Annotated in this window: 18 protein-coding genes, 1 tRNA gene and 1 pseudogene; 11 read left to right on the top strand and 9 right to left on the bottom strand. The window is 54.0% G+C overall.

Annotation, left to right across the window (positions count from 1 at the left end; genetic code table 11):
• Positions 1-412: 412 nt before the first annotated feature.
• Together BOW53_RS11850 and BOW53_RS11845 are read left to right on the top strand one after the other, a co-directional pair.
• Positions 413-889 carry an adenylate/guanylate cyclase domain-containing protein gene (locus tag BOW53_RS11850; protein WP_078488188.1) on the top strand — a complete coding sequence of 159 codons (477 nt, stop codon included), beginning with the start codon at positions 413-415 and terminating at the stop codon, positions 887-889.
• 159 nt (positions 890-1,048) lie between these two features.
• Complete coding sequence (locus BOW53_RS11845; RefSeq protein ID WP_078488187.1) at positions 1,049-1,450, top strand: hypothetical protein; 402 nt, start codon at positions 1,049-1,051, stop codon at positions 1,448-1,450.
• 104 nt (positions 1,451-1,554) lie between these two features.
• Here BOW53_RS11845 and BOW53_RS11840 read toward each other — a convergent pair whose 3' ends face one another.
• Positions 1,555-2,349, bottom strand: a complete 795-nt coding sequence (locus BOW53_RS11840; RefSeq protein ID WP_245832136.1) for a DUF547 domain-containing protein — start codon at positions 2,347-2,349, stop codon at positions 1,555-1,557.
• 240 nt (positions 2,350-2,589) lie between these two features.
• Here BOW53_RS11840 and thrS point away from each other — a divergent pair, with 240 nt between their 5' ends.
• The 9 genes and pseudogenes from thrS to BOW53_RS11795 all read left to right on the top strand — a co-directional run bounded on the left by thrS (position 2,590) and on the right by BOW53_RS11795 (position 10,134).
• On the top strand, positions 2,590-4,500 hold the full coding sequence (thrS, locus tag BOW53_RS11835) for a threonine--tRNA ligase (RefSeq protein WP_078488186.1): 1,911 nt from the start codon (positions 2,590-2,592) through the stop codon (positions 4,498-4,500).
• A gap of 78 nt (positions 4,501-4,578) precedes the next feature.
• Positions 4,579-5,094, top strand: coding sequence for a translation initiation factor IF-3 (infC, locus tag BOW53_RS11830; RefSeq protein ID WP_078488185.1), 516 nt, complete (start codon positions 4,579-4,581; stop codon positions 5,092-5,094).
• Between the two features lie 27 nt (positions 5,095-5,121).
• On the top strand, positions 5,122-5,316 hold the full coding sequence (gene rpmI, locus BOW53_RS11825; RefSeq protein ID WP_078488184.1) for a 50S ribosomal protein L35: 195 nt from the start codon (positions 5,122-5,124) through the stop codon (positions 5,314-5,316).
• A 14-nt stretch (positions 5,317-5,330) separates the two neighbouring features.
• Positions 5,331-5,690 (top strand): 50S ribosomal protein L20, encoded by a 360-nt coding sequence (rplT, locus tag BOW53_RS11820; RefSeq protein WP_078488183.1) that lies wholly within the window; start codon positions 5,331-5,333, stop codon positions 5,688-5,690.
• 129 nt (positions 5,691-5,819) lie between these two features.
• Positions 5,820-6,796 (top strand): annotated as a pseudogene (gene pheS, locus BOW53_RS11815) (phenylalanine--tRNA ligase subunit alpha).
• A gap of 101 nt (positions 6,797-6,897) precedes the next feature.
• Positions 6,898-9,273, top strand: a complete 2,376-nt coding sequence (gene pheT / locus BOW53_RS11810; protein ID WP_078488182.1) for a phenylalanine--tRNA ligase subunit beta — start codon at positions 6,898-6,900, stop codon at positions 9,271-9,273.
• Positions 9,274-9,275: 2 nt separating this feature from the next.
• Positions 9,276-9,575 carry an integration host factor subunit alpha gene (gene ihfA / locus BOW53_RS11805; RefSeq protein ID WP_078488181.1) on the top strand — a complete coding sequence of 100 codons (300 nt, stop codon included), beginning with the start codon at positions 9,276-9,278 and terminating at the stop codon, positions 9,573-9,575.
• Entirely contained in the window at positions 9,556-9,915 is a 360-nt protein-coding gene (locus BOW53_RS11800; protein WP_078488180.1) for a MerR family transcriptional regulator, read from the top strand. Before ihfA ends, BOW53_RS11800 begins: the two co-directional genes overlap by 20 nt.
• A 142-nt stretch (positions 9,916-10,057) precedes the next feature.
• A tRNA-Pro gene (locus BOW53_RS11795) sits at positions 10,058-10,134 on the top strand.
• Between the two features lie 107 nt (positions 10,135-10,241).
• On the opposite strand, the gene BOW53_RS13430 is transcribed toward BOW53_RS11795, so the two are convergent.
• From BOW53_RS13430 to BOW53_RS11760, 8 genes are all read right to left on the bottom strand, one after another.
• Positions 10,242-10,637: a hypothetical protein gene (locus BOW53_RS13430; RefSeq protein WP_245832135.1), complete on the bottom strand. Its 396-nt coding sequence runs from the start codon at positions 10,635-10,637 to the stop codon at positions 10,242-10,244.
• Between the two features lie 34 nt (positions 10,638-10,671).
• Entirely contained in the window at positions 10,672-10,827 is a 156-nt protein-coding gene (locus tag BOW53_RS12875) for a hypothetical protein (protein ID WP_172838891.1), read from the bottom strand.
• Positions 10,828-10,830: 3 nt separating this feature from the next.
• Positions 10,831-12,006 carry an AAA family ATPase gene (locus BOW53_RS11785; RefSeq protein WP_078488179.1) on the bottom strand — a complete coding sequence of 392 codons (1,176 nt, stop codon included), beginning with the start codon at positions 12,004-12,006 and terminating at the stop codon, positions 10,831-10,833.
• Positions 12,003-12,353, bottom strand: coding sequence for a hypothetical protein (locus tag BOW53_RS11780; protein ID WP_078488178.1), 351 nt, complete (start codon positions 12,351-12,353; stop codon positions 12,003-12,005). Before BOW53_RS11780 ends, BOW53_RS11785 begins: the two co-directional genes overlap by 4 nt.
• 225 nt (positions 12,354-12,578) lie before the next feature.
• Positions 12,579-12,785, bottom strand: a complete 207-nt coding sequence (locus tag BOW53_RS13985; RefSeq protein WP_172838890.1) for a helix-turn-helix domain-containing protein — start codon at positions 12,783-12,785, stop codon at positions 12,579-12,581.
• Positions 12,786-12,868: 83 nt separating this feature from the next.
• Complete coding sequence (locus BOW53_RS11770; RefSeq protein ID WP_135607096.1) at positions 12,869-13,255, bottom strand: hypothetical protein; 387 nt, start codon at positions 13,253-13,255, stop codon at positions 12,869-12,871.
• 108 nt (positions 13,256-13,363) lie between these two features.
• Positions 13,364-13,765, bottom strand: coding sequence for a tyrosine-type recombinase/integrase (locus BOW53_RS11765; protein ID WP_078488175.1), 402 nt, complete (start codon positions 13,763-13,765; stop codon positions 13,364-13,366).
• Positions 13,720-14,577 (bottom strand): Arm DNA-binding domain-containing protein, encoded by an 858-nt coding sequence (locus tag BOW53_RS11760; RefSeq protein WP_078488174.1) that lies wholly within the window; start codon positions 14,575-14,577, stop codon positions 13,720-13,722. Before BOW53_RS11760 ends, BOW53_RS11765 begins: the two co-directional genes overlap by 46 nt.
• Positions 14,578-14,744 lie beyond the last annotated feature (167 nt).

Below are 14,744 nucleotides of genomic sequence, written 5' to 3'. Positions count from 1 at the left end.
TTGTAGCTCATAAGTGCTTCGTCTCTTGGTCGGGAGAAGCGCCGACTCTACCAGCTGGCCCTTCAACTACCAATTGCACTTATTATCCGAAACCGCCCTTATGAATAAAGGATTACTTGATCGGTAATGTTTTCATTTGTTATGAAGTGTTATGGTCACATGGGCTCTTGACATGGTGGGGGTCGTTGGTTCGAATCCGATCGCACCTACCAAATAAAAAACCCAGCCGACAGGCTGGGTTTTTTATTGGTGTGATGGAATGAGAAACTGCCCTTCTCGCATTTTCTGTCAGCGCCTGCCATTTTCTGGAATCTCCCTCTCCTGTTGCAGGAAAACTGCAATGACTCTACTACTATTAACCGGTAGTGGGGCACGCTGCTTGTAAAAATGATCCTGGCCCAGGCACCAAGCAATGCATGACAACGACCACCCAAAGAGAAAACTCACCACAATCCTTGCCGCTGACGTAGTGGGGTACAGCCGATTGATGGTGGAGGATGAGGACGGCACTCATAAAACACTGAAGCGGTGCCGTGATCTCTTTTCCAGGCACATTGATCAGCACGAGGGCCGCATTTTCAACATGGCCGGTGATTCTGTGTTGGCGGAGTTCAGCTCTACTGTTGAAGCGGTTCGTTACGCAATAGAAATACAGGAAGGTTTGCTGGCACTCAACGAAGATCCAAATCTACAACCAAAAATGATGTTTCGTATTGGCATAAATGTTGGTGATGTGCTTGTTGATGGCGACGATCTGTTTGGCGATGGTGTGAATATCGCAGCACGCATGGAGTCGATTGCCGAGGCTGGGGGGATCTGCATTTCCGGTAGCGTGTATGAGCTTGTATACAACAAACTCTCTTTCGCGTTCGTGGACCTCGGCAGGTAACAGGTAAAGAACATCGCTACGCCAGTCCCTGCCTTCAGTTTGAAGCCTTCTTCCGGGCTCTCCATACAAAGAGATCATGGTCAATCAATCCCATCAGAAGATGAGCATCAAAAGCGACCGAAAAAGAGGAGGTACCTGAAAATCCTCAGCATAATAATTTTGTGCCTGCTGGCAGGGTTCGTCGTGTTGAAAGGTGTGCAAAAAGTTATTAATGCCAAAAAAAGGGTGCAAAGCGTTGAGCAGGTCGAACTCAGGCAACTTGATCTGGATGGCGCGATCATCCAGGGCAATAGGGCCAACCCTGTTCATCCGAATGAGCGTTTTCAACTTGTCCTCAACATGAATGGAAGCATCTCTGCGCGTCTGATCTATGAGGGAGGTGGAAAAAAGAAGACCGGCGGGCGCTGGTGGGTCAATGATCTTGGTTTTTTCTGTATCAAGTTTCCATGGTTTAAAAAGAATCAAAAATTCTGCCGAAAACCCGTGCCCGACAATGGAAGGACCCTGCTCCTGCGGGGTAAGAAAGAAGTGCCAGGGTGGGAGTTGATACTCGAAAAATAGTTCTATCTGATGGGAATTGGCTCCACTATGGCGAAGCCGTTTCTGCCAAAAGAATTGGCGGCTCGATTATCAATCGCTTACCGTATCTTTATCGCTTCAGATCATCAATCTCCAATCGTAGTCAAGAAACACGATCGATACATTTTGCTACCGGATATTTTCTCTGCTCTGCTCGTCGTCTGCAAGCAGATCGGCATAGTTGGCGAATGACTTTTCCAGGGAGTTGAATTCTCCATGGTCCTGTTCAAAGTCCTCCCGGTACCAGTCGAATATATTCGAGACCTCCAGTTTTCCTGATTTGTCTTGTAGCGATTGCGGCTGCGGTCAGAGAGAAAGCGCACAAGGCTGTCTTCCAGCTGTTTGTCCAGTTGTTCTGCTGTGAAGGCCTCATCATGCAGGGCAGGGCATCCGATAGATGCGCAGACCACCGCCACGTGAATGCGGGGTTCATCGAAGACGCCAGGCTCGCGGATCATGCGGTGCTCGATATCGTCCAGGCTGCGCTTCTTGCCGAGGAGGGTGAGGAAGCGCTTTTTCCAGGGACTGCTGAAGAGAGAGCCGAGCTCCTTGATGGATTCCAGGTCGGGGTAACGGGTCAGGAGCAGTTCGACAGTGAAGGCGTTGTAGGCGTTTACAAGGAAGGCGAGTTGCTGCTGTTTGGTCCAACTGTTGTACTCCTGCCGGGATACAGTCGAGAGATCATCCAGATAATTTGCAAGATCGTTTCTTTCTATCTGCAGGCCACTGTAGTCGACGCGGGAGGCATGGCCGTCACTGACCCAGGTTACATGCGTGCGGAGCAGTTTATTCCAGGTGGCATGGGTGTGATCGAAGGCGAGGGCGGCTTGGGTGCAAGCTGCCAGGCCCAGCAGGAGGGTGAATTGCAGAATCTTTCTCATGGCGTTCTCTTTCACGTGACGTAGCCAGCCATGGTCGGCTAACCCTTATATATAATGTAATGATTCACATGGGAGACCCGGTATTCCAGCAATTTCTTTCGATTCAAGGTAATTGACCGGAAAACGGCCCAAAGATAAAATTACCAGTTCAAATCAAGATTGCGACCGGGCTCCGTGAGCCCGGTTTTTTATTCATGTGGTCTCTCGTATGGACCACCACTGAAAAGGATGAGGCCTCAAATGCCTGTAATTACCCTTCCCGACGGCTCTCAACGGAGCTTCGATAACCCTGTTTCTGTTCACGATGTGGCCGCCTCTATTGGTCCCGGTCTCGCAAAGGCCTCCCTGGCGGGACGCGTGGACGGCGAGCTGGTGGATACCTCCCATGTCATGGAGACAGACGCGGAACTGGCTATCGTCACCGATCGTGACGAGGATGGCCTGGAGATCATCCGCCACTCCACCGCCCACCTGCTGGCCCAGGCAGTGAAGCAACTGTTCCCCTCGGCCCAGGTGACCATCGGCCCTACCGTGGATGATGGTTTCTACTACGACTTCTCCTACGAGCGCCCCTTCACCCCGGAGGATCTGAAGGCGATGGAGGAGAAGATGGCTGAACTGGCCAAGGCGGATCTGCAGGTTTCCAGCGAGGTTTGGGATCGCGACGAAGCGGTAGCTTATTTCAAGGGCATCGGTGAGGCGTACAAGGCGGAGATCATCAACGACCTGCCGGCAAATGAGACGATATCCGTATACCGGCAAGGGGACTTTCTCGATCTCTGTCGCGGGCCCCATGTGCCCGGAACAGGAAAGCTGAAGGCCTTCAAGTTGATGAAGGTTGCAGGCGCCTACTGGCGTGGCAATTCCGACAACGAGATGCTGCAAAGGGTCTACGGTACCGCCTGGAAGGACAAGAAAGAGCTCAAGGCTTACCTCAAGCGCCTGGAAGAGGCGGAGAAGCGTGACCACCGCAAGATTGCCAAGGTGCAGGACCTGTTTCATACCCAGGAAGAGGCGCCGGGCATGGTGTTCTGGCATCCCAAAGGCTGGACCATATACCGCACCCTGGAGCAGTACGTCCGTGACAAGATCACGGCAGCCGGCTACCAGGAGATCTGCACTCCCCAGATCGTGGACCGCAGCCTGTGGGAGAAATCCGGGCACTGGGACAAGTACCGTGCCGACATGTTCACCACCCAGTCGGAAGACCGGGACTTTGCCATCAAGCCCATGAACTGTCCCTGTCATGTGCAGGTGTTCAATCAGGGGCTGAAGAGCTACCGGGATCTCCCGTTGCGGCTCTCCGAGTTTGGTTCCTGTCACCGCAACGAGGCATCCGGTACCCTGCACGGCCTGATGCGGGTTCGTAATTTCGTACAGGATGATGCCCATATCTTCTGCACCGAGGACCAGATTCAGAGCGAAGTTGCCGGTTTCGTAGATCTGCTGTTCGAGATGTACAAGGATTTCGGTTTCACCGATGTCCGGGTGGCGCTTTCCACCCGCCCCGAGAAGCGGGTCGGCTCGGACGAGGTGTGGGACAAGGCAGAGAAGGCGCTGGAAGACGCCCTGAATGCAAAGGACTTGGACTGGACCATCCAGCCAGGCGAGGGGGCTTTCTACGGCCCCAAGATCGATTTCTCACTCTGTGACTGCCTCGGCCGAATCTGGCAGTGCGGCACAATCCAGGTCGATTTCTCCATGCCGGGACGCCTGGATGCGAGCTATATCGCTGACGACAATAGTAAGAAGGTTCCCGTGATGCTGCATCGGGCGATCCTCGGATCCCTGGAGCGTTTCATCGGAATTCTGATCGAGGAGTACGCCGGTGCGCTGCCTCTTTGGCTGTCTCCAGTACAGGCCGTTGTGATGAATATCACCGATCGACAGGCCGATTATGTGAAAAAAGTGGCCGAAACCTTAAATAAACAGGGATTTAGGGCCGAAATGGACTTGAGAAACGAGAAAATCGGCTTTAAAATTCGCGAGCACACTCTGGCGAGAGTGCCTTACCAGCTAGTGGTAGGTGATCGCGAGATGGAAAACGTGACGGTGGCCGTTCGTACCCGAAGCGGTGAAGACCTGGGCAGTATCAGCCTGGAAGAGTTTTCACAGCGGATGGGAGAGGAGGTCGCGCGTCGCTCGAATTAAGAGCTTGCCTCTATTGAAAGCACCGGTGCAGCCGGCGCTTTCACGTTTGGCAGGCTTTCTTCTTTAGGAGAAACTGTTATCGCTGCGCCAAAAAAGAATCGCCTGAACAATGAAATTACGGCCACGGAAGTACGCCTGATCGGCGCCGACGGGGAACAGGTGGGAATCGTCTCCATAGACGAAGCAATGGATGTCGCCGACGAGGCGGGGCTGGATCTGGTAGAGATCGTACCCAACGCGGAACCGCCCGTCTGCCGTGTGATGGATTTTGGCAAATTCATTTTCGAGCAGAAGAAGCAGAAGTCTGCAGCGAAAAAGAAGCAGAAACAGGTTCATATTAAAGAAGTGAAATTCCGTCCAGGGACGGGAGAAGGGGATTATCAGGTGAAACTGCGCAACCTGATACGTTTCCTTCAAGATAGGGACAAGACCAAGGTGACCATGCGTTTCCGCGGTCGTGAGCACGCCCACAGGGAGTTGGGTCTGGAGATGCTTGAGCGGGTAGAGCGGGATCTTGCCGAATTGGGTGAGGTCGAGCAGAAGCCTGCAATGGAAGGTCGCCAGATGGTGATGGTGCTTCGTCCCAAAAAGTAATCAACCTTAGAATGCGAGTTAATAGAAATGCCTAAGATCAAAACTAACCGAGGCGCTGCCAAGCGGTTCAAAAAGACCGCCTCCGGCTTCAAGCGCGGACAGTCTCACCGTCGTCACATCCTGACGAAGAAGAGCACCAAGCGTAAGCGTCAGCTGCGTAGTCCTTCACAGCTGCACGGCTCCGATGTGGCTTCAGCCCGTCGTATGATCCCCTACGCCTAACAGGAGACTGAGAGATGCCTCGAGTAAAACGTGGTGTAACAGCACACGCCCGTCATAAAAAAGTGCTGAAGTCGGCGAAGGGTTACTACGGTGCCCGTCGCAAGATCTATCGCGTAGCCAAGCAGGCGGTCATCAAGGCCGGCCAGTACGCTTACCGCGACCGTCGTCAGAAGAAGCGCCAGTTTCGTGCCCTGTGGATTGCCCGTATCAACGCCGGTGCGCGTGCCAACGGTCTCTCCTACAGCCGCATGATCAATGGTCTGAAGAAGGCGAACATCGAGATCGATCGCAAGATGCTGGCCGACCTGGCCATCTTTGACAAGCCGGCGTTTAGCGCCCTGGCAGAACAGGCCAAGGCCAGTCTCTCCAGCTAAGAGCTTGTCATACCACCGGCCGCGCAGGGTCCGGTGGACACAATATGACATCGATAAGGGGGAAGGCCTTACGGTCTTTCCCCTTTTTTGTTCAAAACGGGCCGGTTGGCCCGGCAGAGGATCGTACTGATGGATGGTGAATCCAACCTCGAAATCGAAAAATTGGTTCAGGAAGCCGTTGCGCTGATCGACGGGGCCGAAGGCCTTTCGGCGCTGGACGATGTCCGCGTGCGCTTTCTCGGCAAGAGCGGTGAGCTGACCGCCCAGCTCAAGCAGTTGGGCAAGCTGCCCAAGGAGGAGCGTCCTGCCGCCGGCCAGGCGATCAACAAGGCCAAGCAGTCCCTCCAGGTGAAGATCGATGAACGCCGGGGCGAACTGGAAGCGGCCGCCCTGAGTGCGCGCCTTGCCTCTGAGCGTATCGATGCGACCCTGCCGGGCCGCGGCCGTGGACATGGTGGGCTGCACCCGGTGACTCGTACCATGGAACGTATCGAGCGCCTGTTTGCCAACTCCGGCTTCAAGGTGGCCGAGGGGCCCGAGATCGAGGATGACTTCCACAACTTCGAGGCGCTGAATATTCCGGCGCACCATCCGGCCCGTGCCATGCACGACACCTTCTATTTCGACGAGCACATGTTGCTGCGTACCCACACCTCGCCGGTGCAGGTCAGGGTGATGAAGGACGCCGAACCGCCGTTGAAGATTATTGCGCCCGGGCGGGTCTACCGCTGCGACTCGGATTTGACCCACACCCCCATGTTCCACCAGGTGGAGGGTTTCCTGGGAACTTCTTCGAGCGGGATCTCAAGATGCGCTTCCGCCCCTCCTATTTCCCCTTCACCGAACCTTCCGCAGAGGCCGACATCGAGTGTGTGATGTGTGGCGGCGAAGGGTGCAGGGTGTGCAGTAACACAGGCTGGCTGGAGGTGCTGGGCTGCGGCATGATCCACCCCGAGGTATTCCGCCACGTCGGAATCGACAGCGAGAAGTACACCGGCTACGCCTTCGGTATGGGGGTCGAGCGCCTGACCATGTTGCGCTATGGAGTCAATGACTTACGACTCTTCTTTGAGAATGACCTGAGGTTCTTGAAGCAGTTTGCCTGAATATCCGATCGATGCCGACACCTACATTAACTATGTATCATATCCTATTGATTAATAAAATAATTGCATAAGCAGTTAATAGTATAAAGCGGAATCAAATAATGAAATTCAGTGAAGCCTGGTTGCGTGAATGGGTGAACCCGGAAATCACCACCGAAGAGTTGGCGGACCAGCTCAGTATGGCCGGCCTGGAGGTGGACTCGGTCGGATCGGCGGCGGAATTCGAAGGGGTTTTCGTGGGTGAGGTGCTGACCCGCGAACAGCATCCCGATGCCGACAAGTTGAGCCTCTGCACGGTCAATGCCGGCCAGGACGAGACCCTGCAGATCGTCTGCGGCGCACCCAACGTGGCAGCGGGGCAGAAGGTGCCCGTGGCCGTCGTTGGTGCCAAGCTGCCGGGCGGTTTCAAGATCAAGAAGGCCAAGCTGCGCGGCGTGGAGTCCCGGGGCATGATCTGCTCCGAGTCCGAACTGGGCATGGCGGAATCTTCCGAGGGCATCCTGGAACTTCCTACTGACGCGCCAGTTGGCACGGATATTCGTGAATACCTGGCCCTCAATGACCAGACCATCGAGGTGGACCTGACCCCGGATCGTGGTGACTGCCTGGGTATGTCCGGCATCGCCCGCGAGGTGGGTGTGATCAACCGCAGCCCGGTGACGCCCCCGGCCATCGAATCGGTGGATGCTTCCCACGCAGAGCGCTTTCCGGTCAAACTGGAGGCTCCCGAGGCCTGCCCACGATACACCTGCCGGATCGTGCGCAACATCGATCCCAAGGCCCAGACGCCACTCTGGATGCAGGAGCGTCTGCGCCGCAGCGATCTGCGCCCCATTCACCCGGTGGTGGATATCACCAACTACGTGATGCTGGAACTGGGTCAGCCCATGCACGGCTTCGACCTGCGCGAACTGGACAGCGAAATCCGCGTGCGCATGGCCGGGCAGGGCGAGAAACTGACCCTGCTGGACGGTTCGGAGATCGAGTTGCGTGACGATACCCTGGTTATTGCCGATGCCTCCAGGCCGGTGGCCATGGCGGGTATCATGGGTGGCGAACATTCCGGTGTGGCCGACGATACCGTGGATGTGCTGTTCGAGAGTGCCTTTTTCACGCCCACCGCCATCATCGGCAAATCCCGCAGTTACGGCATGCATACCGACTCCTCCCATCGCTTCGAGCGGGGTGTGGACCCCCAGTTGCAGATCAATGCACTGGAGCGTGCTACCCAGCTGCTGCTGGATATTGCCGGCGGCGAGGCGGGCCCCATCGTGGAAGAGGCCTCCGAAGCCCACATCGAGCAGCGCCCGGAGATCCTGCTGCGGCGGGAGCAGGTGGCCAAGATCCTCGGTGTCGAGATCGATGACGAGACCATCGTGGATATCCTTACTCGCCTGGAGATGCAGGTGGAGTCCGCGGAAGAGGGCTGGAAGGTGACCGCACCGAGCTGCCGCTTCGACATCAGCATCGAGGTGGACCTGATCGAGGAGATCGGGCGCATCTACGGCTACACCGAGATCCCCCTGAAGCGCACTGCTGCGGCCACCGTGATGGAAGGGGAGCCCGAAGTCACCTTCAACCTCCATCGCGCCAAGCAGACCCTGGTGGACCGCGACTACCAGGAGGCGATTACCTACAGCTTCATTAGCCCCGAGATGCATGACCTTCTCGATCCCGGTCACGGCACCGTGGAGCTGGCCAACCCTATATCCGCTGACATGTCCATCATGCGCACCAGCCTCTGGCCTGGCCTGTTGCAGACAGCGACCTACAACCAGTCCCGCCAGCAGGCCCGTGTCCGCGTCTTCGAATCGGGGCTGCGGTTTGTCCAGGAGGAAGAGCAGATCACCCAGGATCCCATGCTTGCCGGCCTCGTTACCGGTCCGGCTGTAGCGGAGCAGTGGAGTGATGCGGCGAGAAACGTCGATTTCTTCGACCTGAAGGCGGACCTGGAGGCGGTTCTGACGCTGACCGGTACCCCTGGGGCGTGCGAATTCGTGGCTGCCGAGCATCCGACCCTGCACCCCGGCCAGAGCGCCCAGGTACTGCGGGACGGTGAGATCGTCGGCTGGATCGGCATGCTGCATCCCGGAATCGAGGGCAAACTGGACCTCGCCGGCAACACCTACCTGTTCGAGATCCGTCTGGATAACAAGCTTGAAGGTACACTCCCAGCGTTCCGGCCGCTCTCCAAATTCCCCTCTATAAGAAGGGATATTGCCGTTGTGGTGGAAGAGAGTGTAGAATTTAGTTCCGTTAAACAGTGTGTTAAGCGAGCGGCACCGGAAACCCTTAAAGACATTTTGATTTTTGACGTCTATACTGGGGAAAAGGTAGATTCAGGGCGAAAAAGTCTCGCTTTGGGCTTGATTTTACAGGAATCTTCGCACACTCTTACGGACGAGGAAGTTGATAGCGTCGTGGCGCGCGTGCTCGCGGCGTTGTCTGATGATCTAAATGCGCAACTGAGAGATTGACGATGGCTTTGACCAAGGCAGAAATGGCCGAAAGGCTTTTCGATGAACTCGGCCTCAACAAGCGAGAGGCGAAAGAGATGGTCGAGATGTTTTTTGAGAAGATCCGTGCCGGGCTGGAAGACGGCGCCCAGGTCAAGTTGTCAGGATTTGGTAATTTCGATCTGCGCGAAAAGAAAGAGCGTCCCGGACGTAATCCGAAAACCGGTGAAGAGATTCCGATTACTGCCCGGCGTGTGGTCACTTTTCGCCCCGGTCAGAAACTGAAGGCAAGGGTAGGAGCTTATGCTGGAAGCGAGCAGTAGTACCGTAGACCTACCGCCGATTCCCGGCAAGCGTTACTTCACCATCGGTGAGGTCAGCGAGCTGTGCGGTGTGAAGCCCCACGTTCTTCGCTACTGGGAGCAAGAGTTTCCCCAGCTCAAGCCTGTGAAGCGTCGTGGCAACCGCCGCTACTACCAGCGCCATGATGTAGAGATGATCCGCCAGATCCGCAGCCTGCTCTATGAGCAGGGCTTTACCATCGGCGGTGCCCGCCAGCAGCTCTCCGGTGAGGGTGCCAAGGAAGAGGTGGGCAACAATCTGGAACTGATCAAGCAGTTGCGCTCGGAACTGGAAGAAGTCTTTCAGATTCTCAAGCACTAGGGCATAGTGTCAGCAAGCCCTCAGTAATCACGCATTGACATCAGTGGGCAGAGTGCCTAATATGCGCGCTCTCCTGAGGCACTGCACGACCCTCGCAAGTCCTGCAGGAACCGCTGCAACCAAGCATCGGTAAATTTCGTGTCGGGGCGTAGCGCAGCCTGGTAGCGCACCACAATGGGGTTGTGGGGGTCGGAGGTTCGAATCCTCTCGCCCCGACCAATAAAATCAAGGGGTTAGCTCAATCGGGCTAACCCTTTTTCATTGCTTGAAGTACTGTGTAAATTCCCTGTAAACATTTTTTTGATCAATAGCTGAACCTAAGCGCTTTACAAACGTTGTACGTGTACCACAGTATTCACGTTTGCATGGAAATGCCGTTTATCAGAATACAGAAAAGGAAAATCACATGTTGGAAGCGCTTTGGTCTGTTGAATTTGTATCAAATACTGACGGCGAGGGGGCGGGGGTCGCTGTATTAGAAACAGGCAGAATCCTAGGTGGTGATGGCCAATATTATTATGATGCGAGTTTGCTTCATCCCGTGATACTACGGGATCGATCAGGATGGTTGTTACTCCTCTATAGCAAGTTGCAATTGCCAGGGCATTATGTTCTTTGCAATAGCGGCGATAGACACCAGGACTTGCATTGTTAAGTTCCACATCCAAATGAAGCTTCATATGGCAGTCTTTACAGATCAGTGCTTTTTGTTCAGTGGTCATGTGATTTATCCTCTAGAAAGTGTCACGCCTGTCCCTAATCCGCCAATCCGCCGTATTCCGCCGTAAATCTGCGGCGAAATGGGAAATAAAGGAGAAAACGGACGGCGGTTAATCCGCCGCCGTTCTTTTCTCTATAGGACGGCGGATTAATAAAGACGGCGGGTTGAACATGGAAAATTACGCTGTTCATGGTCTATTCCGCCCCGGCTTTGCCAGAATTCGGCGGAATAGGCTTAAGGAATGTTTTACGATTACCGTGCCGTTGATCTTTGGGCAAGTCTGTATCCACCACACGCCCAGTAATTTCTAAATCGACTATGGCCGCCCGCAGATCTTTCCGCGTCATACCCAGCAGTTCTGCTTTTGTATCCAGGTTGTTTTTTGTGTAGTACTTGCCTTGATTCAATTCGTGAGTCAGGAACTGGTGCATCTGGTTGGCCTGTGCAGCGGCCCGCTGTTCCGGTGTCTGATACAGTTCCATGAAAGATTCAAACCTATAGCCAGTCCGCTTGATCCAGATGTTCGGCAAATTCGGCCTTGAATAGCTAAGTTTCGGTCTAGCGAGCACCGTAATACTAGAATTTCGGTCAGGGCGGCATCCAGGCGGGGGTTTCAGTTGATCCCCTTCTTCCCAAGGATGCAAAACAAAGGTCATTCGAGTGCCGTCCGCCATAGCAGACCCGCTACGCCCTGCGTATTGATCCAACGCCTTTTCCCGTGCGTTACCCTTGCCCGTGTGGTGAACGTACCGTACACAGCAATCCAGAGCGCGTACGATGCGCCTTGCAGCTGTGACCAGGGCTTGTTCGTTATCGTTAACCCTTTGTTCTGATGCCCCAAAACTTACAAGCGGATCAAAGACAATTACAGCGGGCGGATTGTCCTTGTGCGCCTCTATGATCCTGTCGGCGAGGTTTGTTAGTTGAACCATGCCATCAGCGACAAATACAAGTTTGCAATGTTCACCGGTTACGTCCCAGATCCGAATGGATGAAACAGCCTTCTGTCGTTCATCAGGGATCAGATTCATTGCACCAAGGATTTCCCGCATTCTGGCAAGTAGTTGTTCGCGCTGATCTTCAGCGGTAACAATCAATGACCATCCGGGATTAACGACTTTGCAGCCCCATACGTCACGCCCAAGGGCAATCCGGATTAGTTCGTAAAGAATGATGGTGGTCTTACCCGTCCCCCCTGGTGCGATAAGTTGGGCTACATCGGCATAGGTGTGATTTTCAACAATGCATTTTGGGGTCAATTGTGCCGCGTTCAGTTCATCTTCAGTAACCTTCAGTTCATCGAAAGATGGGGCAGTAAATGGGTCGTTGACCTGATCATATGGCACCTGAACTTCTGTACGGTCAATCATGCAGCCCCCATCATTTTCTTGGGCTTGAACAGGGTCAACCGCACAGGGAGGTTATCCGTTTCCCCGATTACGACAACACGCAATGCGCCCGCATAGATCAGTTCCCGGCCAAGCAAAAGCACACGTTCGGGGGACTGTTGATCTAACAAGACAACCATCACGTCCAGGCCTCCAACAGGCCAGCGATAATCATCGGGTAGTTCGTTATTGGGAAGAACCAGCGGGGCTTTTGCAGGATTGTTTCTTTTCACGCATTCAGCGAACACCCATGCCGCCAACACGATATAGATCCAAACACCGTTAGAGGGATTGCGTACCTTGCTTCCATATGGCGGCAACGGTTTCACTTTTCCTCCTCTGCAATCAGATCATCGGGCAAAGGAATACGGTACTGCCCCCTGGGATGCCGCTTCATGCGGTAACGCAGGGTTATATCAGTCCATGTCTGTAAACCATTAGTTGCACGCCAGCGGTACGAATCAGGACGAAACGATTTTGTGGTAAGATTCATTTGTTGTCCCCATAACGCCCTGGTTGCTCGGCAAAGCATTTAACCAGGGCGTTTTCGTTTTTTATGCGCAGGCTTTGTCAGACTTTCCAGAGCGGAGTGCCTCGACGGACTCGCCAGTGATGCGGCGGGATCGTCCGACCTTGTAGCTAACCAAGACGCCTGAGTTTATCAACTTGTAGACGGTCGGCGGGGTTGAGTCCGTGATCGCGCAGACTTCTGTGACGGAGAGGTCGCGGGGGGGCTGTTTGTGGTTTTCATCATCAAGCACCTTTAGGTAGTTCCGGTGCTTAATATTTATTCACATTTGTAAATAGTTATATACGCATTAAAAAGTGCACAAAAAAATGCACGTCAGGTAATATCCCTGCGCCGGATATTCTTTATTGGTTTTCCATTTAGATGGCTGGCACGTTCTAATTTATTGGCAATTTCATCCCTGTAACGACGGATGAATTTCTGCGCTTTCCTCTTGCCTAGAGGCGCAAGCTTCTGCAACGCTTCTATAGCTTCTTCCTGGGATATGAAGCAGGCAACGTAATCCATCACAACTGCATATGCTTTGACGTGCAAATTCCAATCATCAAATGGGTTTAGTTGGCTGCTTGCCTTTCTGAGGCCAAGAGGCTTTTTGTAATGCCGCCAGTCAACACCCCTTCTTGCATCTTGAAACATGGTTGCGAGAAGTGCAGCCGCTGCCCTCCTGGATTGAGGGCTTGATGTAGCATCTTCAGCGCCCAATTCTGAAAATATGAATTCATTTATAATATCTCCCCAAGAATCGATACCGTATATCCGGGACAGATTGTCGAGTTCTTGTTCAACCCTTTTTTTTATCTTCCTTGCTCATCACGCACCCCCCAATATATCCACCGCATGGTGCAGGTTATCAGGCGCTAGATGCGCATAGATCAGGGTCATTTCGAGCGAGGCATGGCCCATCAACTCGCGCACGGTATTGAGCGGGATTCCTGCCATCACCAATCGGCTAGCGAAGGTGTGGCGGCAGTCGTGAAACCGGAAATTGTCGATCTTGGCCGTTTTGAGCAGGGCAGTGAATGCTTTTCTGAATTCGTGTTGTCCAAAGACCGGCATGGAGGGGAGGGGGGTGACTTTTCCCTTGTGGGTCTTCAATACGGCGCAGGCCGTAGCGTTTAGCGGGATATGGCGGGTCTGTTTCGACTTTGCGCCTTTGCCATGAACGGTCAAAATTTTGCGCTTGAAATCCACATCCCCCAGGCGAGGTTCCACAGTTCGCCCCTGCGCAGGCCGGTATGAAGTGCCAGTAGGATCATGGGGGTAAGGTTGTCGCTATACTCACCAAGTTCTGGTTTCAGTTCATAGCCGCGTTGTTTGCGCCATGCGTTGCCGCTACTGCGCTTATCCCTTAGCTTCTTGTCACGCGCCTTCAGCGCCTTCTGAAGGCGCTTATCCTGATAACGCACCACGGGGCGCTTATCAATCTTCAGGGCCTTGAGGCGCGCCAGAGGGTTATCCTTAAGCAATTCCCATTCAACAGCCTTCTGGAGTGACGCCTTGAGGGTGGCCACATCCCGGTTGATCGTTTTTGGGCTTCGGTTTTGCTTCTGGCGGCCAAGCCGCCAAGTTTCAACATCGGCCAAACGCAACTCTTCAAGCGGCTTGTCATTAAGCCCGAACCGCTTTAGGCAACCCAGCGACTCAGAGGGGCGGGAGTGGTTTGCTTCAAGGTAGGGTTCATAGTGGCGCTCAAGAAATAGTCCAAAGGTCAGTACTTCGGTTGCTTCTGGTTCGGATTCCGGTTCAATGTCTGGATCTTCGCCGCGCAGAATCGCCAGGGCTTTCTCTACGGCCATGGCATAAGTCATCACGGGCAGGCGTCCCAGCGTGCGGGGCTTGCTGTCCTGAATAAGTTTCCAAAGTTTTGTGCCGTTTGGTTGGATGCGTAGGATGGTTCCAGGTGCCGCGGGGACTTTCCGTTGATAGGGCTTGTCCTCGGTTTTTGCCTTTTCAGCGTCCTTATTACTGAGGATCGGGCGGCGGCGTTTGTAAATTCTGGTGGCTGATTTCACTGTGGTCGTCATTGCTTCAAAGGGCCTCTGTAAATTATATGTAAATTTTAGGCCTTAATTACGGCGCGGTTAATTTCAGTAATTGGCGGTTTCGGATAATAAGTGCAATTGGTAGTTGAAGGGCCAGCTGGTAGAGTCGGCGCTTCTCCCGACCAAGAGACGAAGCACTTATGAGCTAC

This window comes from Solemya velesiana gill symbiont, assembly GCF_002020805.1.
In the GTDB taxonomy this organism is placed as follows: domain Bacteria; phylum Pseudomonadota; class Gammaproteobacteria; order Chromatiales; family Chromatiaceae; genus Sedimenticola_A.
The sequence above is the reverse complement of the archived record's forward strand: the minus strand, read 5'-3'. Positions and strand labels throughout refer to the sequence as shown.